The sequence below is a fragment of the Agrobacterium sp. rho-13.3 genome (assembly GCF_033957765.2).
In the GTDB taxonomy this organism is placed as follows: Bacteria; Pseudomonadota; Alphaproteobacteria; order Rhizobiales; family Rhizobiaceae; genus Agrobacterium.
In genome coordinates, this window is the sequence record NZ_CP192775.1 from 197,237 (window position 1) to 222,248 (window position 25,012).

The 25,012-nt window shown below is 57.7% G+C and carries 21 protein-coding genes; 16 read left to right on the plus strand and 5 right to left on the minus strand.

Translation table 11 applies throughout. From position 1 onward, the window contains the following. Positions 1 to 16 precede the first annotated feature (16 nt). The gene (locus RMR16_RS15790; protein ID WP_320199632.1) at positions 17 to 910 is read left to right on the plus strand and encodes a DMT family transporter; all 894 of its coding nucleotides are present in this window, start codon (positions 17 to 19) and stop codon (positions 908 to 910) included. A gap of 148 nt (positions 911 to 1,058) precedes the next feature. Then, positions 1,059 to 2,378: an LLM class flavin-dependent oxidoreductase gene (locus RMR16_RS15795; RefSeq protein ID WP_320199633.1), complete on the plus strand. Its 1,320-nt coding sequence runs from the start codon at positions 1,059 to 1,061 to the stop codon at positions 2,376 to 2,378. A 156-nt stretch (positions 2,379 to 2,534) separates the two neighbouring features. On the opposite strand, the gene RMR16_RS15800 is transcribed toward RMR16_RS15795, so the two are convergent. Then, on the minus strand, positions 2,535 to 3,551 hold the full coding sequence (locus RMR16_RS15800) for a LacI family DNA-binding transcriptional regulator (protein WP_320199634.1): 1,017 nt from the start codon (positions 3,549 to 3,551) through the stop codon (positions 2,535 to 2,537). Positions 3,552 to 3,770: 219 nt separating this feature from the next. Between RMR16_RS15800 and RMR16_RS15805 the strand changes: the two genes are divergently transcribed. Genes RMR16_RS15805 through RMR16_RS15825 form a run of 5 tightly spaced genes read left to right on the plus strand, consistent with a single transcriptional unit; the run spans position 3,771 to position 11,310 of the window. Next, complete coding sequence (locus tag RMR16_RS15805; RefSeq protein WP_320199635.1) at positions 3,771 to 5,834, plus strand: hydantoinase/oxoprolinase family protein; 2,064 nt, start codon at positions 3,771 to 3,773, stop codon at positions 5,832 to 5,834. Further along, on the plus strand, positions 5,831 to 7,831 hold the full coding sequence (locus RMR16_RS15810; protein WP_320199636.1) for a hydantoinase B/oxoprolinase family protein: 2,001 nt from the start codon (positions 5,831 to 5,833) through the stop codon (positions 7,829 to 7,831). Before RMR16_RS15805 ends, RMR16_RS15810 begins: the two co-directional genes overlap by 4 nt. Beyond that, entirely contained in the window at positions 7,821 to 8,495 is a 675-nt protein-coding gene (locus RMR16_RS15815) for a VOC family protein (RefSeq protein WP_320199637.1), read from the plus strand. Before RMR16_RS15810 ends, RMR16_RS15815 begins: the two co-directional genes overlap by 11 nt. Then, on the plus strand, positions 8,492 to 9,769 hold the full coding sequence (locus RMR16_RS15820) for an NAD(P)/FAD-dependent oxidoreductase (protein ID WP_320199638.1): 1,278 nt from the start codon (positions 8,492 to 8,494) through the stop codon (positions 9,767 to 9,769). The genes RMR16_RS15815 and RMR16_RS15820 overlap by 4 nt, the downstream gene beginning before the upstream one ends. A 20-nt stretch (positions 9,770 to 9,789) precedes the next feature. Beyond that, positions 9,790 to 11,310 (plus strand): M81 family metallopeptidase, encoded by a 1,521-nt coding sequence (locus RMR16_RS15825; protein WP_320199639.1) that lies wholly within the window; start codon positions 9,790 to 9,792, stop codon positions 11,308 to 11,310. A 9-nt stretch (positions 11,311 to 11,319) separates the two neighbouring features. Here the strand turns inward: RMR16_RS15825 and RMR16_RS15830 are convergent, their stop codons facing one another. Both RMR16_RS15830 and RMR16_RS15835 read right to left on the minus strand, forming a co-directional pair. After that, on the minus strand, positions 11,320 to 12,531 hold the full coding sequence (locus RMR16_RS15830) for a metal-dependent hydrolase family protein (protein ID WP_320199640.1): 1,212 nt from the start codon (positions 12,529 to 12,531) through the stop codon (positions 11,320 to 11,322). An 82-nt stretch (positions 12,532 to 12,613) separates the two neighbouring features. Next, on the minus strand, positions 12,614 to 14,119 hold the full coding sequence (locus RMR16_RS15835) for an ABC transporter substrate-binding protein (RefSeq protein ID WP_320199641.1): 1,506 nt from the start codon (positions 14,117 to 14,119) through the stop codon (positions 12,614 to 12,616). Between the two features lie 396 nt (positions 14,120 to 14,515). Here RMR16_RS15835 and RMR16_RS15840 point away from each other — a divergent pair, with 396 nt between their 5' ends. The 9 genes from RMR16_RS15840 to RMR16_RS15880 all read left to right on the plus strand — a co-directional run bounded on the left by RMR16_RS15840 (position 14,516) and on the right by RMR16_RS15880 (position 23,918). Continuing rightward, positions 14,516 to 15,301, plus strand: coding sequence for a GntR family transcriptional regulator (locus RMR16_RS15840; RefSeq protein WP_320199642.1), 786 nt, complete (start codon positions 14,516 to 14,518; stop codon positions 15,299 to 15,301). 2 nt (positions 15,302 to 15,303) lie between these two features. Further along, the gene (locus RMR16_RS15845; protein ID WP_320199643.1) at positions 15,304 to 16,812 is read left to right on the plus strand and encodes an ABC transporter substrate-binding protein; all 1,509 of its coding nucleotides are present in this window, start codon (positions 15,304 to 15,306) and stop codon (positions 16,810 to 16,812) included. Between the two features lie 67 nt (positions 16,813 to 16,879). Beyond that, on the plus strand, positions 16,880 to 17,806 hold the full coding sequence (locus tag RMR16_RS15850; protein ID WP_320199644.1) for an ABC transporter permease: 927 nt from the start codon (positions 16,880 to 16,882) through the stop codon (positions 17,804 to 17,806). Beyond that, complete coding sequence (locus RMR16_RS15855) at positions 17,806 to 18,669, plus strand: ABC transporter permease (protein WP_320199645.1); 864 nt, start codon at positions 17,806 to 17,808, stop codon at positions 18,667 to 18,669. Before RMR16_RS15850 ends, RMR16_RS15855 begins: the two co-directional genes overlap by 1 nt. Positions 18,670 to 18,677: 8 nt before the next feature. After that, entirely contained in the window at positions 18,678 to 19,466 is a 789-nt protein-coding gene (locus RMR16_RS15860) for an SDR family NAD(P)-dependent oxidoreductase (protein ID WP_320199646.1), read from the plus strand. A gap of 22 nt (positions 19,467 to 19,488) precedes the next feature. Beyond that, the gene (locus RMR16_RS15865; protein WP_320199647.1) at positions 19,489 to 20,400 is read left to right on the plus strand and encodes a polysaccharide deacetylase family protein; all 912 of its coding nucleotides are present in this window, start codon (positions 19,489 to 19,491) and stop codon (positions 20,398 to 20,400) included. Beyond that, positions 20,393 to 21,937, plus strand: coding sequence for a gamma-glutamyltransferase family protein (locus RMR16_RS15870; protein WP_320199648.1), 1,545 nt, complete (start codon positions 20,393 to 20,395; stop codon positions 21,935 to 21,937). The genes RMR16_RS15865 and RMR16_RS15870 overlap by 8 nt, the downstream gene beginning before the upstream one ends. Continuing rightward, positions 21,934 to 22,908: an ABC transporter ATP-binding protein gene (locus RMR16_RS15875; protein ID WP_320199649.1), complete on the plus strand. Its 975-nt coding sequence runs from the start codon at positions 21,934 to 21,936 to the stop codon at positions 22,906 to 22,908. The genes RMR16_RS15870 and RMR16_RS15875 overlap by 4 nt, the downstream gene beginning before the upstream one ends. Then, positions 22,905 to 23,918 carry an ABC transporter ATP-binding protein gene (locus tag RMR16_RS15880; protein ID WP_320199650.1) on the plus strand — a complete coding sequence of 338 codons (1,014 nt, stop codon included), beginning with the start codon at positions 22,905 to 22,907 and terminating at the stop codon, positions 23,916 to 23,918. Before RMR16_RS15875 ends, RMR16_RS15880 begins: the two co-directional genes overlap by 4 nt. Here RMR16_RS15880 and RMR16_RS15885 read toward each other — a convergent pair. Both RMR16_RS15885 and RMR16_RS15890 read right to left on the minus strand, forming a co-directional pair. Further along, a complete protein-coding gene (locus tag RMR16_RS15885; protein WP_320199651.1) occupies positions 23,885 to 24,250 on the minus strand; it encodes a hypothetical protein in 366 nt (121 codons plus the stop codon). The two genes, RMR16_RS15880 and RMR16_RS15885, sit on opposite strands and share 34 nt — an antisense overlap. Before the next feature lie 79 nt (positions 24,251 to 24,329). Next, positions 24,330 to 24,965 (minus strand): hypothetical protein, encoded by a 636-nt coding sequence (locus RMR16_RS15890; RefSeq protein ID WP_320199652.1) that lies wholly within the window; start codon positions 24,963 to 24,965, stop codon positions 24,330 to 24,332. Between the last annotated feature and the right edge of the window lie 47 nt (positions 24,966 to 25,012).

The window sequence follows — 25,012 nt, forward strand, 5'->3', positions numbered from 1 at the left end:
CAGGCACATATGAAACATGACAAACATCACACTCGGTACATCCCGCCCCGTCCTCCTCCCTGCCCTCGCTGTCGCGGGAACCGTGTTCACATGGTCCGCTTCTTTTGCGGCCATCGGCTATGCTCTTCGGGCATTCGAGCCTCTTCCTATGGCTTCGATCCGGTTTGCCTTGGCGGCAATCTTTGCGCTTGCCTGGATCGCATCGCGACGACCACGCTCCTTCCTCGCACGGGACTACGGCATTCTGGCCGTCAGCGGCGTGCTCGGGATTGCTGCCTACAACGTGCTGCTCAATTCCGGGCAAACGACCATCTCGGCTGGCGCCGCCGGATTTATCGTCAACACGCAGCCACTGTTCATGGTGCTTCTGGCCGTCCCGTTCCTGAAGGAACGCTTCAGTCGCTGGAGCTGGATCGGTGCACTATTGGGATTTTCCGGGGTTGCGATCATCGCGTCCGGTCAACCGGGTGGCTTGGCCTTCGGCACCGGCTCGACCCTGATTGTGCTGGCCGCCGCCTGTGCGGCAAGTTACTCAATTTTGCAACGTCCGCTGTTTCGCCGAGCAGCTCCGCTGGATGTAACGGCCTTCGTGATTATTGCAGGCGCCGTGGCGCTTCTTCCATGGCTGCCGGCGGGACTTGCACAGGCGAGAGTGGCGAGCAATGACACGTTGTTGATGGTGGCATTTCTGGCGATTGGACCCGGTATTATCGGCCAAAGCTGCTGGACCTACGCACTCAAGACTTTTGGCGCGGCACGCGCAGGCCAGTTCCTCTATTTGATCCCGCCTTGCTCGGTTGGTCTGGCTTGGCTTGTTCTTGGAGAAGTTCCGCAAATCAGCACGCTGATCGGCGGCGGACTGGCACTCACCGGCGTCGTCATCGTCAACAGTTGGGGCAGACGCTCATGAGTGTCATCAAGTGACTAAAAGCGCCCAGATAGGCCAACACCAGAATTACACGTCCACTTCAAGTGGAATGCCTTTGCTTGCCACCTGCGCGGTTCTAAAGATATAGGATTCGCTGAAATATTGTGGCATCGACGGTGGAAGAACACTGATGGAAAAGAAGTTGCATCTCACCGCGTTCATGCGACCCGTGAGCCTTCACACAGGTGCCTGGCGGTATCCTGGGTCTTACGCCGATGCCAATTTTAACTTCGGGCACATCAAGTCCTTTATCCAGAAGCTCGAAGCGGCAAAGTTCGATGCATTTTTCATGGCCGATCATCTGGCCGTCCTGAATATGCCGGTGGAGGCGCTTAAACGCAGCCATACCGTCTCTTCTTTCGAACCTTTCACTCTTCTGTCTGCCCTTGCGGCGGTAACCGATAAGATCGGTTTGGCGGCGACTGCATCGACCACCTTCGATGAACCCTATCACGTTGCCCGCCGCTTTGCCTCGCTGGACCACATCAGCAACGGACGCGCTGCATGGAATATCGTCACAACCTCAAACCCTGATACCGCCCGCAACTTCGGGCTGGATGAGCACGTCGAACACGGGGAACGCTACAAGCGCGCCAGAGAATTTTATGACGTCGTGACCGGCCTGTGGGACAGTTTTGCGGATGACGCCTTTGTGCGAGACCAAGAAAGCGGCATCTTTTTTGATCCGGCAAAAATGCATGTTCTGGACCATAAGGGCGAAGAATTGAGCGTGCGGGGTCCACTGAACATAGCGCGGCCTGTACAGGGTTGGCCGGTGATCGTACAGGCGGGCCAATCGGAGCCGGGACGGCAACTGGCTGCCGAAACGGCAGAACTCGTCTTTTGTTCTCCCCGCGACATGGCGGCCGGAAAATCGCTGTATGAAGACCTCAAGGCCCGGATGGCTGCGATTGGTCGTGATCGGCAAAACCTGAAGATACTTCCCGCTGCCATGATCGTCATTGGCGACACGGTTGAAGAGGCAAGAGCAAAGCGCGCAAAACTTGATAGCTTGGTGCACTACGCGAGTGGTATTGCATCCCTGTCGATAGCTCTGGGACATGACGCCACGGGGTTCGACCCCTCCAAACCCCTGCCCGAAATACCGGATACGAATGCAAGCAAGACCGGACAAGCCCAAGTCCTGAAGCTGGCCAGAGAGGAAAATCTGACCGTGCAACAGCTTGCACAACGGTATGGTGGCTATGCCGGTCTGGCATTTGTCGGCACGCCAAAGACCGTTGCGGACGAAATGGCGGAATGGCTTGACCAAAGTGCGTCGGACGGTTTCACCGTGGTCTTCCCCTATCTACCGCAGGGTCTTGATGACGTCACGCAGCGACTGGTGCCCGAACTGCAACGTCGAGGATTGTTCCGGCAAGACTATGAAGGGACAACGCTGCGAGACCATCTGGCACTCCCGCGCCCGCCCAATCGTTTCTTTTCCTAGTGTAACGGTGGATGCATGAATGGGATCGAGGCGTGGTCTGCAACGCGATGACGTATCAAGCATTTCCAGCAAAGGTGCGGAGCGGTTTTGCGTCCGGATAATACGTAAAACAAATAGATAGAGAATTTTCGCGTTTCGGAGAGAGGCGGAAATGCTCTAGGCGCTTTCCCTTTCGATCAGGCTGTAGCCGGTATCCACTTTTGTCGTCTCACCATCGCCAGCACCATCAAGCAACAGTCTAACGGCACCGACGCCAATCTCCATCGGGTTAGGCTTGATGGTCGTCAATTTTGGCGAAACGGCCTGTGCAATCTCGTAATCGCCCCAGCCGATAATCCCCAGCCTCTCCGGCACCGAAATGCCGCGCCTGGCACAGTCCCACAATACGCCCGCCGCAACGATATCTGTCGGACAGATAACGGCATCTAGATTGGCATCCAGCGCAAGAAGTTCCTCCAAAGCGGCAGGCCCGGCTTCAAAAGCATGAGGCTCGGTAACGTTCACGACAAGGTCGTCACGCAGACCGGCACGACACATTTCCTCGCGGAAAACCGGCGGTCGTTCCCGGAAACGACGCGAAGCAGGATCATCGTTGCTGATTAGTCCGATACGCCGCCTTCCCGCGTTGATGTGCCTCCGGCACGCCGTTCGAATGGCATCGGCAATGTCATATCCAATCGCTCTATCGACAGGGTCATGCAAGAGCCATGTCTCCACGGTCGGAACACGGGCTTTCCGCAATATGTCGACGGTTGCCGCCTTGTGCTCATTGCCGATCAGGATGATACCGGTCACGCGCATACCAATAAAAGCGTGAACGGCCTCCAGCTCCTGCTCAAGCGTATCGGTCAGCATAAAAACCACCTTGTGACCCCGGGCATTTGCTTCGTCCTGCAAGCCGGTGATGTACTGGTAGAAGCTGGCATTTTTCAAAGATGGCAAGGTGCTGCCAATGATGCGGCTCTTGCGTGCAGCCAGATGTCCTGCGGACATATTGGGCAGATATCCAAGCGTTGCCGCAACCTCCAGCACTCTCAGGCGCGTCTCTTCCTGCACGCGTTCCGGATACCGAAAAGCATTCGATACGGTCATGGGCGAAACATTCGCCGCATGGGCCACATCGCTCATGGTAATGACGGGATATTGGCCGTCTGGTTGCCCCAATGAATTCATCTTTTCCATCCGCCAAAGAAAGGAGGCTATTTTTTCAAGCCTATAGTTCATTTTGGAACAAATACACCGCCGCACACACGCCGTTGACATCGACATTGCACCACCTATTGTAGCGCTACAATAGGCAATCTGATGACACGCGATTTCCCGTATTCTGGGATGGATTGGTATCGGATCACGGCAAGCCGGGATGGGTTACTTGGAAAGGCATTGCATACAATGACGTCAGCAGACGGCGTGCGGATCGGCATCGATGTCGGCGGTACTTTCACGGATTTCGTCCTGTCCGATCCACAAGACGGAAGCCTCGTTTTTTACAAGGAACCATCCACACCCGATGATCCGTCTCGAGCGCTGATTTCCGGTCTTGAAACGCTGCTCAAGCGGGCGCAACTGAAGCCAGACGATGTCTCCGTGCTGATGCATGGCACGACGATAGGGCTGAACGCCATCATTCAGCGCAAGGGTGCGCGCATTGGGCTGGTGGTGACACAAGGGTATCGCGATATCCTCGAAATCGCCCGTTGCCGTATGCCATCATCCTTCGATTTTCATGCGTCCAAGGAAGTGCCTCTGGTTCCCAGACACCGTATCCTTGAGATCGGCGCACGCCTGTCTTCCTCGGGTGCTGTGACGATGGAGCCAGATGAACAGGAAATTGAACGGGTTGCCCACAGCCTTTCCGCTCTCGACCTCGACGCAGCGGCTTTGGTGGTGATCAATGGATATGCGGCCCCCGACATCGAAGCTGCTCTTGCGCAAAAGCTTTCAGATGCGGCAGGCGGTTTGCCGATCACCTCGGCGGCGTCCATCTGGCCCGAAATTCGCGAATATGAGCGCACGCTCGTCGCTTGCCTCAATGCCTACATCCAGCCGCTGATACAGCGTTATTTCGAGGGCTTGCAGGCAGGGCTGACAGAGCGCGGGGTTAAAGCACCCATCATTGTCACAGCTTCGAATGGCGGCTCGCTGAATGTAGCCTCCGCGATGGAGCGACCCGCCGAGACGATCTTATCCGGCCCCGCATCCGGTGTGATGGCGGCGGCACGGCTGGCGCGCTCGGTTGGAGTTGCCGATATCATTACGTTCGATATGGGCGGAACGTCATCCGATATCGCCGTTGCCACGGCAGGTCAGCCAGAACTGGCGACCCGCACCGATATTGGCGGTTTGCCGCTGGTTTTACCTGTGGTGGATGTCAGCGCCATCGGCGCTGGCGGCGGATCTATCGTCTGGGCCGATCAGCACGGCGTCATCAAGGTTGGGCCGCAGAGTGCGGGTGCACATCCGGGACCGGTTTCCTACGGTCTTGGAGGGACAGAGCCGACGATCACCGATTGCTATCTGACGCTGAACTACATCAATCCCACCGGTTTTCTGGGGGGCAGGATGAAACTGGATGCAGATGCCGCACGCGAGGCGCTCACAGGCATTGGACACAGCATCGGCTATACCGGAGATCGCAGCGAGGTAGCGGTCAAAACCGCCGAAGGCGCCTTGTCTTTGGCCACGGCTGGAATGGCAAGTTCGCTTTATAAAACCCTTGCGCAGCGCGGGCTTGACCCGCGCAATTTCGTGCTGGTGCCGTTCGGCGGCGCGGGGCCGACCCATGCGGGTTTACTGGCCAACGAAATGGGCATTTCCCGCATCATCGTGCCAGCGGCAGCCGGAACATTCTGTGCGCTGGGCGCAGCCGCAGCCGACCTGCGGCGCGATTTCGTCAAAAGCCTGCGTTTGCAGCTGGATGCAGTTGCGACACTGAAACTGACCGCAACCCTCGAAACGCTGGCTCGGGCCGGAGCCTTGTGGCTGGATGCCGAGGGTGGAGCACGCGCCACGCGCTTCGAGCGTGCCGTGGATATGCGTTATGCCGGTCAAGCCTATGAACTGCGCGTTGTGTTGGATGATGCCACGCCCACGCAGGCCGCTCTCGCTGATGCGTTTCACACGGAACATGAACGCATTTATGGCTTCCGCGATGAGGATGCCGCCATCGACATCGGGACAGTCCGGCTCGCCGCAATCGGCCTCTCACCCTACCTGCCGGAAACCTTGTTCGAACCATCTGACAAACCGTTGGAGAGCCTTGGCACGAGACCAATTTTCGAGAATGGCAGGTGGATCGATGCCGCAGTCTATCGCCGCTCGGCTCTCGGCCCGTCGCATCATTTCGAGGGTCCAGCAATCGTCGAACAGGACGATACCACCGTCATCGTTCTTTCCGGCTGGTCGGCATCTGTTGACGCTGCGGGCAACCTGCACCTGGAAAGGAAGGTCGCATGAAGCTCGACCCGGTCACACTTGAAATTCTCAACAATAAGGTTGCCGCGATTGCAGAGGAAATGTGCCTGACGTTGCAACGCACCGGCCGCACGCTCTATGTAAAGGAAACCGCCGATTTTGCCTGCGCTTTGGCAGGGCTTGATGGCCGTTTCTTCGCCTATCCGCGTTCCATCGGTGTTTCAGGGTTCGTCGGTCTGGAATGTGCCCCGTCGATAGAGGCGGTTGGTGAACTGAACCCTGGCGATGTCATTTTGACCAACGATCCCTATCTGTCAAAGGGTCTGGCAACACATCTTCCCGATCTGCAAGTGATCGCTCCCTATTTTCACGAAGGGCGCATCGTGGCTTATGGCTGGTGTTTCGTTCACTGCTCCGATGTCGGCGGGCGTGTCCCCTCATCCATCTCGCCAACCAATTCGGAGATTTTTCAGGAAGGCCTTCGCATCCCGCCCGTCAAATTGGTGCGCGGCGGCATACTCAACAGCGATGTCGCCCTCTTCTTGCGGGCCAACAGCCGCACACCGGATGCCAATATGGGCGATATCCGCGCCATGCTCGCCGCCCTTGATACCGGCAAGCGGCGTGTTGAGCAGGTGATCGGTCAGCATGGCGCAGAAACGTTTCTAGATGCGCAGACGGATTTGGTGTCCTATGCAGAAAAGAAAGCGCGGGATGTGTTCTCGCATATGCCAGAAGGCACCTACCGCTTTTCCGACTATCTTGACGACGATGCCGTCAGCAATTTGCCGGTACGCATCGCACTGGCTCTGACGATCAAGAACGGTGAAATCCATCTGGACTTCACGGGGTCAGACCCGCAGGTGGCAGCCGCGATGAATATTCCGTCCCATGGACGTCCGCACGCATGGCTGACCCTTCGAATTCTGGCTCTGGTCCACACGCTTGACCCTACGGCACCGCTCAATGCCGGGCTGCTGGCGCCCGTCACGATAACCGCGCCGAAAGGAACGATACTCAACCCGCAGGAACCGGCGGCAACAGGTGTGCGCCATGCCGTAGCCATTCGCGTAAACGATGTACTGAACGGCGCGCTCGGTTTGGCGTTGCCGTCTGTCATGCCTGCGGCATCTTCCGGTGTCGTCATTCCCGTCGTGGTGGCCGAACCCAACGAACGTGGCGGGCGCAATGTTCAGGTTGTCGAGCCGATGATTGGCGGAACCGGTGCGCGCGATGGCCATGATGGCGTCGATGGGCGCGATTCCGGCATTTCCAATCTTGCCAACAATCCGGTTGAGACGGTGGAGGCCGAGCTTGGCATCGAAATTCTGCGCTATGCAATTCGCCCCGACAGCGGCGGCGCTGGCAAGTGGCGGGGTGGTTGCGGGCTGGAACTCACCTTCCGCATTTTAACGAGCGGTAGCAACGTGCTGGGCCGTGGTATGGAACGCCTGCTGTTTCGGCCTTGGGGTTGCAATGGCGGAAAGGCTGGTGCGCCCGGCAATCTGATGATCAACCAAGGCCGCGATACCGAACGTCGTCTCGGCAAGATTGATGTTCTCGAAGTGCAGGCGGGTGACACCGTTACATTTCAAACGGCGGGCGCAGGTGGTTGGGGTGATCCGTTTGAGCGGACCCCGGAAGCCGTGCTTGCGGACGTCCTCAACGGCTTCGTAACCCCAGATGCTGCCCGCCGCGATTACGGTGTGGTTATCGTCGGACATGCGGTGAATCAATACGAGACCAATGCCCTGCGCGCTTTCGGGCGCGCGCCTGATGCCAGCGTCGACTTCGGCCCGGAACGAGAAGCGTGGGACGACGTTTTTAACCGCCAGCATATGGATGACCTCAACAGAGAACTTCTTCTACGGCCTCTGGCCTCGCGTCAAAAATTGCGCAGTGATATTTTCAGACAAGCCTTGGCCCATCTGCCCGGCGATTTTCCGCGCCAACGGGCATCCCGGCATCAGGGCCAAGCGGCAAGACATGTGCTGGAGCACGCCTTTTTGAAAGAAGGAGAGACCAATCGTGAGCATTGAATTCGGTGTCGATCATCTTATCGTTCTTGTGCCGGACTTGGAGGCTGCAAGGGCAGCTTTCGTCAGCGCCGGTTTTTCCGCCACACCGCTTGCCCGCCACAGCGAGGCATCCGGAACCGCCAATACCTGCATCATGTTGCCAGACACCTATATCGAGATCATGGGCATCGTCGCCGAAACACCCGCCAGCGAGGGGTGGCAATCACTGCTCGATCTGGGTCAGGGGCTTCGTGGTATAGCGCTTAGAAGCACGGTAATAGAAGAAACCGTCGCTGCCCTTTCCGAAAAAGGCTTTGAACTTGAACCGTTCCGCCGGTTTTCACGCACCATCCCGCAGGGCGAGTTGCGCTTTTCGGCGTTGAGACTTCCGCCCGGTCTCACACCGGGTATTCAATGCATTTATTGCCAACACTATACACCGGAACTGGTTTGGTCCGCAGATACCTTGCACCATGCCAATGGTGCAAAACGCATTGTTGCCGTAACACTTCCCGGCAGTGCAGCACTGGCCGCACTTGCGGGTGTGGACGGTCATTTTCTGCCCGTTTCAGAAGGACAGGAAGGGTCGCTCACCATCGCTTTTGATCGGGATGTTTCCACGCAAGCCCTCGCAGCAATTCATCGCGAGACCGGCCTGCGCATCGAGCCTGTGGCCATCTCATGACATCATGGCCCACCGATGCGCCATCTCAACTCTGGCAAAGGCTTTCCGTCGAGCGTTTTTCATCAAAACCTCTGAACGCTGATCGTCGCGCCGATGTCGTGGTCATCGGTGGCGGCATATCCGGCCTCACGACAGCGCTGGAATTGAAGCGGCGTGGCCGCGATGTCGTTCTGCTGGAAGCCGCAACAGTGGGTGCCGGAGCCTCCGGCCGCGCCAACGGTCAGGTCATCGCCGCACTGACAAGACATGGCCCGGAGACCATTCGGCATCAGCTCGGCGCAAAATTTCTGACCTTGCTCACCGGTGCCGCGGACCGCCTTTTCGATCTGATCGACACCTATGGCATAGAGTGTGACGCACGCCGTACCGGCTGGCTCCAACCGGCACATTCGCATGGCAGGGCGCAACGCGGGCGGGTGATGGCCGAACAATGGGCTGCGCTGAACGTTCCAGCGCACGCACTCTCGCGTGGCGAGATGGCACAGCGTATCGGCTCAGATGCCTATTTCGGCGGATGGGAACACAAAGGCGGCGGGCATATCAATCCTTACGCTTTCACAGTTGGGCTTGCACGCGCCGCACAGGAGCAGGGTGTTGCCGTGCATGAACACAGCCCGGCTGTGTCATTGACCAGACACGGCGATATCTGGCTTGTCAAAACACCCGGTGGAACGGTGCAGACACCGCGTGTTGCGCTGACCACTGCGGCTTACACAGGCAATCTCTGGCCAGGACTGAGACAGACAATCGTACCCGTCACCTCTTATCAGTCCGCCACGGCACCGCTGGGTTCTTTTGGAGAGAACGTCCTGCCCGGCAACGAGGCCTTTTCCGATACGCGGCAGGATTTGCGCTACATGCGAAAAGATCGTGACGGACGCATCGTCTCCGGTGGTGCCCTCGCAGTTCAATATCTGGCAAGTCTTCGTCTGCCCCGCATCATTAAACGTAAGCTGACCGCGTTTCACCCCGGCTTTGCCAACACCACAATGACCGAGTTCTGGGGCGGGCGCATTGCCATGACGGTTGACCGTCTGCCGCATCTGCATCGAACCAAGGACGGGCTGGCAAGCTGGATCGGTTGCAACGGGCGTGGTCTGGCACTGGCTTGCGTGATGGCCGAAGTTCTGGCCGATGCCGTCTGCGATGTGCCGGACGCGCAACTGGCGTTGACGCCAACGCCGCTTTCACCCGTTCCACTCCATCCCATCGTCAGCCCAACCGCCCGTATGATCCTGCCCTATCTGCGTTGGCAGGACAGCCGCGAAGTCTGATCTTTTCAAAGGAAACCCGAATGCCCCGCGCCGCCGTCATACAGCTTTTCCACGAAGCCAACGCCTTCACACCCGTCAAGGCAAACTATGATGGTTTTCTGTCGGCCCAGTATTTTTCGGGTGACGATGTCAGACAAAAATTTGGCTCGACCAGCAATTGGCTCGGAGGGGTGACGCAGGCGCTGGATGAGGCTGGCTACGATATCGCTTATGGTGTTTGCACCGGCTGCCTGCCGGGCGGCACGCTGGAGGGTGCGAGCTACCACCGGCTTGTGACCGAAATCATCCAGTCGCTGAAGGACATAGCTGCCCGTGGCCCTGTGGATGTCGTAGCGCTGCTCCTGCATGGCGCGCTTGTGGTGGAGGGAGTGGCAACGCCTGAAACCGATCTGGCACGCAAGGTGCGTAACCTCATCGGGCCCGATGTGCGTATTGCCGTGCCTCTGGATTTTCACGCCAATGTCGAACCGGAGCTACCCCATGTTGTCGATGTTATTATCGGCGGCAAGCTTTATCCACATGCCGATACCCATGCCCGTGGCAAGAAGCTGATGGAACTGGCACTCGATCCTGTCGCATACCGCACGCGCCGCTTCCGGTTGCCCGTTGCTGCGCCCATGAGCGCTCAGACCAGCGATTCAGCACCATTCTCGGAGCTTGTCGCGCTGTCCAACGCGATTGAACAACGTACCGGACTTACGGATGTCGTGGTGATGGGCGGTTTCCCTTATGCCGATTCCGAAGAGGTCGGCAGTTCGGTTCTAGTGACCGGTACGGATGATGATGTTATGCGTCAGGCCTATCGCGACATGGCGGATGCCGTGTGGCAACGTCGCGAGGCAATGACCCGTTCCGCGCCATCGTTTGTGCAGGCCGCACCGGACATCTTCGCCCGCGCTGCAAAAGGGCGCGTGGTGATTGGAGACGCCGGTGATAACCCCGGCTCTGGCGGAGTTGCCAATGTCGCGGATATCTTTGCAGCGCTCTGCGTCCAAAACCTGCCTTTTGCGGCGGGCTTCATGGTTGATGGCGATGCGGTACTGGCCGCGAAATCCATCGGCGTTGGCAATCGTGGTCGGGTTCCCATGGGTCGGATGCAAGACGGAACGCCATTTGTCGCCGAGGCTGTGATTGAGCGCGTGGACGAGGTTCGTTATCGCAACGAGGGCGCCAATCTATTTGGTGAATTGCTTCAGGGCGGGCTTGGGGCAGTTTTGCGTGTGGGCGATGCAGGGCATATCGCCATCGTCACCGAGCGCATTCAGGCCTATGATACGCAGGCCTTTCGCAGTCAGGGGATCGATCTGGAAAGCAAGGCGATCATCCACATAAAATCCAGCAACCACTTCCGCACATCGTTTACGCCACTGGCGCAACAGGGCGTTTATGTGGTGGATAGCGGTGGTTATGCCTCAACCGACGCGCGGAAATTTCCTTTTACCAGACGTGCAACGCGCATCTTGCCGCTGGCCAATCTCGACCATGCCGAATGGCAGCGACAGGTGGAGGCGGAATGCGAAATCGCCTTCCGCCCGGCCTGACACACAACATCAGTTCTGGACGATACCGCCCTTGATGACGAGACGATGATGGGAGGCGAAGCTTTCCAGAACGCCTTTGTCCAGAGGATTGGCCGAAAGGACATTAAGGTCAGCCCGGTAGTTTTCCCGAACGTCGCCAATCTCTTTTTCAAGGCGCACGAGTTTCGCCGCCGTGCTGGTGGCAGCGCGGAGCAGATCGGCTGGTGGCACCACGTCGGCGCGCAATGCAAATTCATGAAGCTGGCGCTCGTGCATCGGGCCGATGAGGTCCGTGCCATAGGCCATGGGCACCCCAGCGCGGTGGGCGAGTTCAACGGCGCGAATGCCGGAATCCAGAACCAGCTGTATTTTGTCCATCCGGTCCCTCGGAAAGCCACTTTCGGCACCGACTTCGGCAAGAGCACGGAAACAGGAGAGCGTCGGCGTCAGGTAGCTACCCGCCTCTTTCATCAGGGCAACCGTTTCTTCGTCCAGCAGATTGCCATGTTCGATGGAACGCACACCATTACGCACGGCTCTTGCCACAGAGCGGGCGGTGTATGTGTGAGATACGACGTAGAGGTCGGCCATGTTGGCTTCATCGACAATCGCGGCAATCTCCGCTTCGGAATATTGATCCGAGGTGATGCGATCGGTCGGGGACGATATGCCGCCATTGGCCATGATCTTGATATGATGTGCACCACGACGAATTTCATCGCGTGCCGCAAGCCTCACAGCATCGATACCATCACAACGCCTGCCAAGGCTGACCTGCGCATAGGTTTCATCCGTGCGGTCCACACCCATGGAACGGTGGTCGCCATGACCGCCACTGGCTGAGAGCGCCTTGCCGCCATAAAGAACGCGTGGGCCGGGAAACAATCCTTCCTCGACGGCTTGGGCAATACCGAAATCCGCTCCGCCGACATCGCGAACAGTCGTGAAACCACGGCTGAGCATACCTTTCAGAACCTGCGCCGTGCGCGCCGCGACATACATGGGTGACTGGCGCGGGAGTTCGCCAAGATTGGCGGTGTAGGCCGTCACATGCACATGGGCATCGATCAGGCCGGGAATGACAAAGCCACCATCGACAGGGATGCGGTGCGCGGCCAGAAACGGGACTTTTCCTTCGACTATCTCCTTGATGATACCCTTTTCCAGTATCAGGTGACGGTCTGCAAGGATTACACCCGCCTCGACATCAACGACATTGGCATTTTCAAGAATGGTGATCACAGACTAGCCCTTTGTATATTTCCATGTCCAAAACGACAAAAACCGGGCGCAAAGCGCCCGGTCTCCGTGGGTTTTCTGATGCTTACTGCCCCGACCAGCGAATGCGGTTGAGAAACAGGTTCTCGTTTGGCAGCGGCGAGAATTCGACACCCTTTGCGGCACCATAGATGACCGAAGCTTGGTACAGCGGGATGATGTAGTTTTCAGTCGCGACGATTTCATGAACCGTCTTGTAAAGCGCAAGCCGCTTTGCAGGATCGATGGTCACACGCGCCTCGTCCAGTGCCTTGTCGATGCGCTCGTCCTTGATATTGGACCAGCTGCTGGAGGAATGCAGCAGTGGATACAGCGTACCATCCGCATCCTGGCAACCGCAGCTCCAACGTCCAAAGGCGGTCGCGGGAATGGTTTCAGGTCCGGACTGCATCTGCTTCATCCAGTTGCCCATGTCTGTGCTCTGGATTTTCACGTTCAGACCAACATCTGTCAGCATCTGTTGAATGGCCTGCACCACGCGCTGATCGTAGGTTGGCGTGGTAAAGAGCGAAAATTCGGTTTTCGCAGCGTCGCCGACTTCTGCCAGAATCTCCTTGGCTTTTTCGGGATTGAATTCCGGCGCCTTGATGCCTTCGACATAACCGAATGAGACCGGCGATGTCAGCTCGTCCAAAGGTGCATCGAAACCGCCCAGAATACCCTCAACGATGCCCTGCTTATCGATGGCGTGCGCGATTGCAAGACGCACACGCTTATCGTTCAGCGGTGCCTTGTTGACGTTCAGGCTGAAGAATGCGAGGCGCTCTCCGCGAACCGGCAACACCTTGCCATTGCCCGACCCTTCGATCTGGGCTGCCAGATCGTTGTTCAGGTTGCTGGCAAGATCAGTCGCTCCGGCCTGAAGGTTGGCAATGCGGGTCGATCCATCCGGCACGGCGCGGAAAGCGACCTTCGGAAATACGCCCTTGTCACCCCAATACTCATCGTTGCGGGCCACGATAACTTCAACGCCGCGGTTCCATTTTTCAAACTTGTAAGGGCCGGTGCCGACCGGGTTGAGATTGAACGCGTCCTTCGTCACCGCTTCGACAACATGCTTCGGCACGATCGAAAGCTTGGTGAGCTGCGCGAGCAGAACGGGATAAGGCCCCTTTGTGGTCAAAACAACGGTGGTCGCGTCCTTGGCAACGGCGTCGACGATCTGATTGAACTGGCCAATCTGCGGGCTGGCGAAAGACTTGTCGGTAATGCGCTTGACGCTGAAAGCCACATCTTCAGCCGTCAGTGGCTTGCCATCATGAAATTTCACATCGCTGCGAATTTTGAATTCGACTTCGGTATCGGACAGGTATTTCCACGCGGTGGCGATCTGCGGGGCGATTTCACCCTTGTCATCGCGGGTCAGAAGATTGTCGAAAATGTTGCGGTACACATTGAAGCTGTCCGTGTTCCACTGAACATGCGGATCAAGCGAACTTGGTTCAGCGATAAAATCCACGACAAGCAAATCCTTGGCGGCGGCCAAAGATGGAACTGCGACAAGTGAGGATGCCGCCAGCATGGCGGCAAGCACAAGATTTTTCAGGCGCATGGTCTGTCTCTCTTCCAAAAATTGCGGGTCCAACACATAGGCCTGGTCCCCGACAACAGGTTGACCAGCAGGCATTCGAAGTGAAATTCGTTCGAACTCAATATTGCAAATTGACATCTCAGTTTTGCATATTGCAATATCAATAGCTCATCCTGACATGCAGTTTAAATCTTGGCAATTATCTCGCATTCTAAAACAACGCGCCTGAGCGGAATGTCATTCCATCTTTAGCGTGAGTCAAAAAATTGTTTGGTTACAAACTCATGTGGCTGATTTCTTTTCATTCCTTTCCAGCCATATTTATGAGATAATTTCTTCAATTCGGGTTTTGCGAAAAGAATATTTGTCCTTTCGCTTCATCCTATGAGATGTCAGAATTGAAATCTGAAAGGTTAAATGAAAATGCTGGATCACGATGCCTACGCATCTCCAATGCCGCCGGAAGGCAAAGCAGAGCTGGCGGAACGGGCGCTGAGAAGCGCCATCGTCGGCTGCGTTCTTGCGCCTGGAGAACGCCTTTCCGAAGCGGCACTTGTTGATGAGTTTGCGCTTGGGCGTGGCGCCGTGCGCGCTGCACTGGCACGGCTGAAAGCAAGCGGGCTGGTGTCGTCGAGTGCGCGCAGTGGCTGGGAAGTCGCGCCGATCTCGGCCAATGAGATTCGCGAGTTGAGCGCAGCACGTCGCCATCTTGAGCCGATGCTGTGCTCCGTGGTTCTTGAAGACACCTATAAGCAGCGCCTGAAAGCGCTGGCGGAAATGCATATGGCGCTGACGCAACGCCATGAGCTTGGCGGAGATTTGATCCCGACCATTCGCCGTTGCGAGCGCGACATGCTGGAGCTTCTGGCGGGCAGATTGGGAATGCCGATCGTGTCCGGCTGGCTTTCGGACCTATGGGACCGCTCGGTTCGTCTTGTGAATTTCTTCGAGGGAACCGGACGCATCAAACTCGTTCCGGCAAATCGCTCGTGGCTGGTGGAGGCAATTGTCGAAGGTCGCAAGGCAGACGCGCTCGAACATCTGGCCGCCGCCAATACCGCACTCGAAACCTATCTTCTCGACCGCTTTCTGGAATCGGAAGCGATGGTTGGCGGCAAGTCCGCACGTCGCTCTGCAAAAAACGATAAACCGGGCCGCTCCATGCGGCCTCAACCGACAATTGGTAAGATAAGGACTTTATAGCGATGTTGACCGTCAGCCGTTCGATCCGTTCCACTCTGGCAGGCCTGCTTCTGGCCTGTTCGCCTCTGGCGCTTGCGCCAGCTCTGGCAAAAGACCTGCTTGTGGTCGATCTTGTGAACGAGCCTTCGTCGCTCGATCCGCACAAGCAGTGGAACCCGGACAGCTACTACGTTTATCGCAACATTTTTGACAATCTGGTGACGCGCGACGATGCAGGCGCCATTGCGCCGCAAATCGCCACCGAGTGGAAATACAATTCTGACAGCGAGGTTGTTTTCACCATCCGCAGCGACGTCAAATTTCACGACGGTACACCGTTGACGGCAAAGGATGTTGCCTTCAGCGTCAACCGCATCATCGACAAGACATTCGCCAGCCCACAGCTCGGCCAGTTCAACAAAATCCTCTCGGCCACGGCAACGGGCGAGCATGAGGTCACGCTGAAGACGGATGGTGCCTATCCGGTGTTGCTCGCGCAGCTCGTCAAGCTTTCCATCGTCCCGCAACATGCGGTGGAAGCCAAAGGCAATGACGGTTTCAACGCAGCCCCCGTCGGCTCCGGCCCCTATAAATTCACGGAGTGGCAGCGTGGCGTCTCGGTGAAGTTGGCGCGCAACGATGATTACTGGGGCGAAAAGGGTGTCTTCCCAACGGCGGAATTCCGCGCTGTGCCCGATGCTGCAACCCGCATTGCCAACCTTCAGGCCGGAGCCAGCGATCTGGTCGTCGGCCTTGATGCCGATCTTGCCGCGCAGCTCAAGTCATCCGCTGCCGCCAAGCCGCTTTCCGTACTGACGGAGCGCATCGGTTACGTCAAGCTCAACCCCAACCTGCCGCCCTTCAACGACAAGCGTGTGCGCGAAGCAGTTGCCCGCTCCATCGACAAGGATGCCATCGTCAACGGCCTGCTCGGCGGTGTCGACAAGCCGGTGGACCAGATGGCGACATCTGCACACTTCGGCTACGTCGACGGCCTGAAGGGCTATCCTTACGACCCCGCCGAGGCAAAGCGTCTGGTGAAGGCAGCCGGAGCAGATGGCAAACCGATCGTGTTTGCCACGGCTCCGACATTCGACCAACGCATCGTTCAGGCCGTGGCCCAGATGATCAGCGACACGGGCCTGGCCGTGAATATCGAAATGACGGATATGGCGACCTATCTGAAAAAAGCACAGAGTGCACCGGCCAGCCAGCCGTTGATCTCCTTCGGTCGCTGGTCATGCGCCTGCCAGGATGTGGATGGCGTGCTGTTCTCGCTGCTGCATTCCTCAAGCTCATGGGCGTCGGTATCCGACCACAAGATTGACCAGCTGCTGGAAAATGCCCGCAACACCTTGGATGAGAAGGTTCGGCTGGCCGATTACAAAACCGTCAGCACCTATGTTGCTGAAGAGGTGCCGCTCGTGCCGATCTATCAGGCCGCAATCATTTACGGTGCGGCGAAAAATCTGGAGTGGCAGCCAACGGCCAATGAAAGCCTTTTCCTGAACCGCATTAAGTGGGCCGACTGATCTCGCATCATCGAACCGGCCTCACCAGAGGCCGGCTCACCCGTCAATAACGAAGTGGATTGAAGTCTTGCCGGCATTCTTCATCAAGCGCGCTTTGCAGGCCTTCATCGCCATTGTTGGCGTGATAACCCTCATTTTCTTTTTGCAACGGCTTGCGGGAGATCCCGTGCTGTTGCTCGTGCCTGAAAATGCCACCAAAGCGGATATCGAAGCCATGCGGGTGTCGCTTGGTTTCGACCGTCCTTTGACGGTGCAATATATCGAGTATCTCTGGGGCTTGCTGACGTTTGATCTTGGCCGCTCCTATGTTCAGAACGTGCCGGTCTGGACCCTGATTGCCAGCCGCCTTCCCTACACATTGATGCTCGCCGGCGGTGCGCTCGTCGTCGCATTTGGGGTTGGCATACCCTTGGGCGTTGCCATGGCGGTGCGTCGTGGCTCGGCGGAAGCGAAGGTGATGATGGGTGTGGTCCTTGCGGGCCAGTCCATGCCGACCTTCTGGAGCGCTATCCTGATGATCATGGTGTTTGCCGTGTGGCTCGGCTGGCTGCCGCCTTCTGGTGCACGCGATTGGCCCAGCCTCATCATGCCGTCTATCGCTCTCGGTCTTCTGTCCATGGCGACATTTGCGCGTGTGGCGCGCACCGCTGTTCTCGACGAGCTTGAAAAAGATTATGTCCGCACCGGCCACGCCAAGGGCCTTCCGATGATCCGCATCGTTATGCGCCATCTGCTGCGCAATGCCGCTATTCCCGTCGTCACCGTGGCAGCACTTGAAATCGCCAACCTGCTGGCGGGCGCTGTCATTGTCGAAACCGTGTTCGCCTGGCCGGGGCTTGGGCAACTGACCGTTCAGGCGATCAGCGCCCGCGATTTCATGCTGGTGCAAGGCGTCGTTCTGCTCGGAGCCGTCACCGCCATTCTTCTCAATCTCGTCGCCGATCTGCTCTACAGCATCATCGATCCGCGCATACGGATAGAGGGGAACGCCTGATGGCCACCGTGTCTTCTGCACCCCGCAAAGCGTCTCCCGCTCGGCGCATCCCATGGGCGTTTTTGCCTTTCGCGGCCATCCTTGTTGCTTTGGTGCTGATGGCGATCTTTGCGCCGCTGGTCGCACCACTGGACCCGAATGCGCAGAACCTTCTTGCCCGCCTCAAGGCTCCCGGCTTCCAGAGCCGCGGCATCGTCTATTATCTTGGCTCGGATGAGCTGGGTCGTGATGTGCTGAGCCGGGTAATCTATGGTGCGCAGGTCTCGCTTCTGGTCGCTTTTGCATCGGTCACGCTTTCGGGCATCGTCGGAAGCGCACTTGGAATGATCGCCGCGTTCTATCGGGGCTGGGTCGAAACCATCATCATGCGGCTGGTCGATATCGTTTTGTCGGTGCCTGCGATTTTGCTGGCCATCATCACGGTTGCGGTCCTAGGGCCGAGCCTGTCCAATGTGGTCATCGTGTTGGCCTTCACCCGCTGGCCGCGTTACGCACGTGTCGCCTACGGGCAAACGCTGTCCGTCGCCAACATGCCCTATGTGCGCCTGTCGCGCTTCATGGGCGCAGGATGGTTGAGGCTGCTGTGGCGACATATTCTTCCCAACATCGCTGGCGGGCTGATCGTCGTCGCCACTCTGGAGTTTGGCCTGATGGTGCTGTTTGAGGCGGGGCTGTCATTCCTCGGCCTCGGCGTCCAGCCACCGACTGCGAGCTGGGGCGCGATGCTTTCCACCGGGCGCAACTATGTGGGCACGGCCTGGTGGATCGCGACGTTTCCGGGCCTCGCACTCTTCCTGCTTGTTCTTTCCATCAATCTGATTGGCGATCATGTCCGCGACCGCCTCGACCCGCGTGCACGATAGGAGTTTTTATGAATTTCGAACATGAGTTCAAAGGCAAAAAGGTCATTGTCACCGGAGCCAGCGGCATTATCGGCGGCTGGATTGCAGACGCTTTTGCCCGCGAGGGTGCGGTGGTGTGCCTGACAGACCGAAATGCTGAAAAGCTTGACGCCAAAAGAACGGCACTGGCCGGTTCCGGCCATCTCGCCATTGCCGCCGATCTGACGGATGCCGCCTCCATCGCTGCTTTTGCAGACAAGGTTGGAGAGACGTGGGGCGCACCCGACATTCTCGTCAACAATGCGGGTATTTATCCTTCGGGCTTTTTGCTCGACATTTCGATAGACGATTGGGACGAACTTATGGGGGTGAACCTGCGCGCCCCGTTCCTGCTGTCGCAACTTTTTGCGAAACAGATGATTGCCGCTGGCAAGGCGGGCTCCATCGTCAACATTTCGTCAGGCGCCGCCCGCAAGATGCGAACGACCGTCGTTCCTTATTGCACCTCTAAAACCGCACTCGACCGTCTCACCAAGGGTTTTGCGCTGGAACTTGCCGAGTATGGCATCCGCGTCAACGCGGTGGAGCCGGGCTTCATTGCCGGAAGCGACGTCAGCACGTTGGCGCAGGACCATATCGATACCGTGACCTCCTCCATTCCACTGGGCAGAACATCGTCGCCACCAGATGTCGCAGCGGCGGTGCTTTACGTGACATCGACAAGCGGCTCCTACATGACCGGCGCGACGCTGACGGTTGACGGTGGCAACTCCATCGGCTCGCAAGTCGTGTTTCAGGCCAAAAAGAAGGCGCTTTGAAGCGTTCGCACAGCGAGGTTCCATGTCTCAACCCCTGCACATAAAGTCCCCGTGGCCTTCGTACGAATGGCCTGACAACAAGCAATCTGCCGTGCTGCTGTCGGTGGATGTGGATGCCCATGTGCCCTTCATGTGGGCAAACAAGGATGATATCCCTGATCGTCTCGGCACGCTGGAAATCCGCCGTTTCGGCCCCCGCACGGGTCTGTATAGGCTGCTTGATCTGTTCGCCCGCTATGGCGCGAAGGCCAGCTTTTATGTGCCTGCACTGACTGCCGAAACCCACCCGGAGATCCTCGACGCCATTCTGGAGGGTGGACATGAGATCGGCCTACATGGCTATTTCCATGAAATCGTTTCGGAGGTTTCAAACGAGGAATTCACTGGTGCGCTCGAAGCAAGCATTGCGTTTTTCGTCAAACACACGGGCGCAAAGCCGGTGGGTTTCCGCTCACCTGCGTGGGAAATGACACCGCACATGCTGCGCGAAGTTCGAAGACTGGGTCTCGGCTACGATTCCTCGCTGTCCGGTTTCGACCACCCTTACGAGATCGACGGCGTCGTGGAAATTCCAGTGCAGTGGGCGATTGATGACGCCATCTTCTTCAAGTTCGAAGGCGGCGGGCGGGATAAATGGCCCTATCAATCGGGGCGGGCGGTGTTGCAGGACTGGATTGCCGAGTGGCGCGCATTGCACCATTTCGGTGGTCTGTTCACCCTGACCGTTCACGATTGGATTTCCGGTCGCGCACAGCGCATCGCGCTGCTGGAAGAGCTTCTCGATACGATTACCGCCGAAAAAGGAACATGGATTGCCACTGCCGCCGAAATTGCGGCCCATCATTCCGCATCCGCCAATCTCGGCCGCTTCGCGGTTGAGGGCACTGTGCCTGATGCCATCGGCAAGCGGAGGTTCGGACAAGGCAATGGGTGAACACTGGATGGTTCGAAAGCACGAAGTGCGCAGCACAGGCGGGCTTGTTGCCTGTCAGAACTGGCTGGCGGCAGAAAGCGGCGCTGCGGTCTTGTCGCGTGGCGGAAACGCCATGGACGCGGCTGTCACAACGGCACTGACCCTCAGCGTCGTAGAACCGTGGCTGTCGGGCGTAGGCGGCGGCGGCTTTTTGCTGCACGCCGACGGGCACGATGGACAGGTCGATACGCTTGATTTCAATGTGCGTTCTTCCCGCAACATCGATCCCGCCGACTATCCTGTCGTCACCGGTCGTGACGGAGACTGGTTCGACTGGCCGCAAGTACACGAAGACCGTAACCTGATTGGCTATAGTTCGATCTGCGTGCCGGGCGCCATCGCCGGCCTTTCCGCAGCACTTGAGCGGTTCGGCACCATAAACTTTGCAGACGCGCTACAGCCAGCCATTGAACACGCCCGTAGGGGTTTGGCACTGGACTGGTTTACCGTTCTCTGTCTGGCCATCGATGCCGAAGGCCTCAGTCGTTTCCCGGCATCGTCTGCGCTTTTCCTCAAAAATGGCCGCGCGCCGCGTGTGCAGGAAATCGGTCCCGGCAGCACTATTTCCATGCCCCGCAAGGCCGCCATGCTGGAACGTCTGGCAAAAGCGGGTGCACGCGATTTTTACGAGGGCGAGACGGCAGAACTCATCGTCCGCGATCTTCAGGCAGGTGGTTCGCCCATCGACCTTTCTGAAATGCGCGATTATGCGCCGCAATGGCGTGCACCGTTACAGGCGGATTTTCGCGGCCTGACCATCAACGCCATGTCCGGCCTTTCCGGCGGGCCTACGCTTGTCGAGACATTGTCGGAACTGGACGGCACGCTGCCTGTCGATGGTCCTCTGTCTGGCAAAACCGCGCTGGCCTTCGCTCGCGCCTTGCGCCGCGCGTCCGAACACAGGCTGCGAACGCTTGGCCATGGCAGCAATGGTGAAAGTTGCACCACACATATCAGCGTGGTGGACAAGAATGGCACCATGGTCTCGTTGACCAACACGCTGCTGTCGCGCTTCGGCTCTAAAGTCGTCTTGCCATCCACCGATCTGCTGATGAACAATGGCATGATGTGGTTTGATCCGCGTCCCGGTCAGCCCAATTCCATCGCATCTGGCGTGCGGCCGTTGGCCAATATGTGCCCGATCATCGCCACCGTCGATGGCCGCCCTAAACTGGCGCTTGGTGCGGCGGGCGGGCGGCAGATCATGCCCGCGGTGACACAGATACTCTCCTATGTCGCAGCCTTCGGCATGTCGCTGGAAGACGCGCTGCATGCACCAAGGATTGATGCCAGCGGCGTAAAGCTCCGGGTCAACGAGAAGGCGAAGCCCGATGTGGCATCGCGTCTTGGTGAGGAGTTTCCCGTCGAGATCATTGCCGATACGCTTTATCCGGTCAGTTTCTCCATTCCATCGGCTGTGCTGCGCGACGGTGACGAAAATGTCGGCATGGCCCATCCCAACCACCCGTTGGCAGCCGTGGGGGCGGAAAACGCATGATGGAACCGGTTCTCAGGGTAGACGATCTGAAGGTTTCCATCGCCGGGCAGCCGGTTGTCGATGGCGTCAGCTTTGACGTCAATCAGGGCGAAATCCTTTCGGTTGTTGGCGAGTCCGGCTGCGGCAAGTCCATGACCGCCTTCTCCGTCATGGGGCTGCTGCCGAAGGTGGCGAAAGTCGATTCCGGGCGCATTCTGTTTGGCGATAAAAACCTGCTGACGATACCGGAAGCTGGGCGCAGGCATTTGCGTGGCAATGATCTGGCGATGATCTTTCAGGAGCCTGTCGCATCTCTGAACCCGCTGATGAAAATAGGGCGGCAGATCGAAGAAAGCCTCATCGTGCATCGCGGACTGGATGGCAAGGCGGCCCGCCATGCGGCGATTTCCATGCTGGAAGAGGTGGGCATACCCGAAGCCGAAATCCGTTTCGGGCAATATCCTTTCGAGCTTTCGGGCGGCATGTGCCAGCGAGCCATGATTGCCATGGCCCTGATATGCAGGCCAAAACTGCTGATCGCCGACGAGCCGACAACCGCACTCGATGTGACGATACAGGCACAAATTCTCGACCTGATGAAACACCTTCGCGATGAAACCGGCACGGCCATTCTTCTCATCACCCACGACATGGGTGTGGTGGCCGATATGGCCGACCGTGTGGCGGTGATGTACGCCGGTCGCGTGATCGAGGAAGCGCCGGTCGATACGATTTTTGCCCGGCAGGAGCATCCTTATACGAAGCTCCTTTTGTCGACCATTCCGCGATTGGATGGCCAGCCGAAAACGCTGTTGCCGACAATCGAGGGACTTGTGCCGGATATTGGGCAATGGCCGGTGGGGTGCCGGTTCAGCCCGCGCTGCCCGCTTGCCGATAAGCCCTGTCTGGAGACGATCCCGCCGCTTGCCGCCCGCGCAGATCTTGGCAATGCCGCATGTTGGCACACGGACCGCGTCGGAGAGATGTTATGACAGAGCCGCTCCTTTCGCTATCGAACCTCAAGGTGCATTTCCCGATCCGTGGCGGATTGCTTGGCAGGCCAGTGGGCTTTGTGAAAGCCGTGGATGGCATCGATCTGGATATAGGCCATGGTGAAAGCGTGGCGCTTGTGGGAGAATCCGGCTGTGGAAAATCCACGTTGGGCAGCGCCATTCTGGGCATGACGAAGCCGTCCAGCGGCAATATTCTGTTCGAAGGAAAGCCTATTGTTCACGGGCAGGCGTCTACCATGCGCGCCTTGTCGCGGGATGTGCAAATCGTCTTTCAGGACCCGGTTTCCGCCCTCAATCCGAAGCTGACCATCGGTGAAAGCATTGCCGAACCGCTCGCCATTCATGGCGTGGGTGATGCAGCAGCGCGCAAGGAGCGCGTGGCAGAACTTCTCGGTCTTGTCGGCCTGCACGCGCAGCACGCCGACCGCAAACCGAATGCTTTCTCCGGCGGGCAACGCCAGCGCATCGTGATTGCCAGAGCCTTGGCGCTCAATCCCAAACTGCTGATCCTCGATGAACCGGTGTCGGCGCTCGACGTGTCGATCCGCTCGCAAATCCTCAATCTGCTTCTCGATCTGCAAAAACGTTTCGGGCTGTCCTACCTTTTCATCAGCCACGATTTATCCGTGGTGAGGCATTTTGCCGACAGGGTGGCAGTGATGTATCTCGGCCATCTGGTTGAAACGGGACGCACAGATGATGTGTTCGCGCGGCCCGTCCATCCCTATACGGAAGCCTTGCTTTCGGCAGTACCCCTGCCCGATCCGGTTGCCCAGCGGCAGCGAAAGCGGATCGTCTTGAAGGGTGATTTGCCAAGCCCTGCAAACCCGCCCAAAGGCTGCAAATTTGTAACCCGTTGTCCCGTATCAGAGGCTTTGTGCCACGAGGCTCACCCACCGCTTGTGGTGACTGGCGAAGGGCACAAGACGGCATGTCACATCCGTGCACCGCTGTATCATCCGTGCGAGGTATCAAATCCTCCTGAATGACTTTGGAGGCCATCGCCGGCCCAATAGCAGCAAACCGGTTGACGATAGATCAGCGGATTGACCGGATTGTAGCCCATTGCTTCCATCAGGCTGGCTGTCACTGTCTTTACATCATCGGCGCGTGCTGCCACCTGTGCTTTTTCCAAGGCATCAGGTCTGTCCAACAACCGGTCAAGAGCCTGCACCGCAGCCTTGTTCAGTGTCGGAATAGCCCCAATCACCATACCAATGATGTTATTGCGAATATCGACGTCATTGAAGCCATAGACGCCGCTGGCTTGAAGTGCCAGGCAACGGGGATGTAGGCATTCCCAGCGCTTATCTGAAACCATCACTATGCATTGGCGCTGTGTTTTTCCCGTTCACTTCATTCTCGGCATCGGGTTCATAACGGGGATCACCATTGGCCGTTTAAGCTTCGAGCGGCACGATCTTATCTTGAAAAGGCTGAATTGACTGCGTGCTGAAGACACCATCAAACTCGAGCAGGGACAGTCGGCGTTTTTCGACGGACCGCTTCAACAGTGTACTCAGTCGCGCATTGTGTGCATCAACCCGCTGGCGACTGTTTTCGATATATTCGCGCAAAATCTTCTCGGCACGCTCAATCTCCTGTCTGATGCTGCTGGCGTGACCACTGCCTTCGTAGACAATCGAGATCGTTCCCGCTGGAACGACGGCCTTTGGTGGACTGGGCAAGGTGCTCAACTGGCATCGGAACAGGTCTCGAAGACCGGTGAAGAAAAAGCTTTTGGTAACTCTCGTGCCGCTGATCGTCACCTTGCTGCTGAACACGTCATTCCCCTCGACCGGCATGTCTTCGACATTCCTGTCCGGGTTGTCGAAATCGACGCGCAGCGGGTCGACATAGGCATCGATCAGCAGCGATGCGACGATCTTTTCGTCACTAAATTCGAGATTGGCCCTGTTAACAGCATTTCTGACGTTGTTCTCAACGGCTTTGACCTGGGTGGAGAGAAAACTGCTCAGGGCGTCTTCGTAAAACGAAATATTGCCAGCAATCCGCGCACCTTCTTCAGTGGACATCACGTAGGTGCATTGGATCGGAGGCGACCTGTGCATAGTCGTAAACC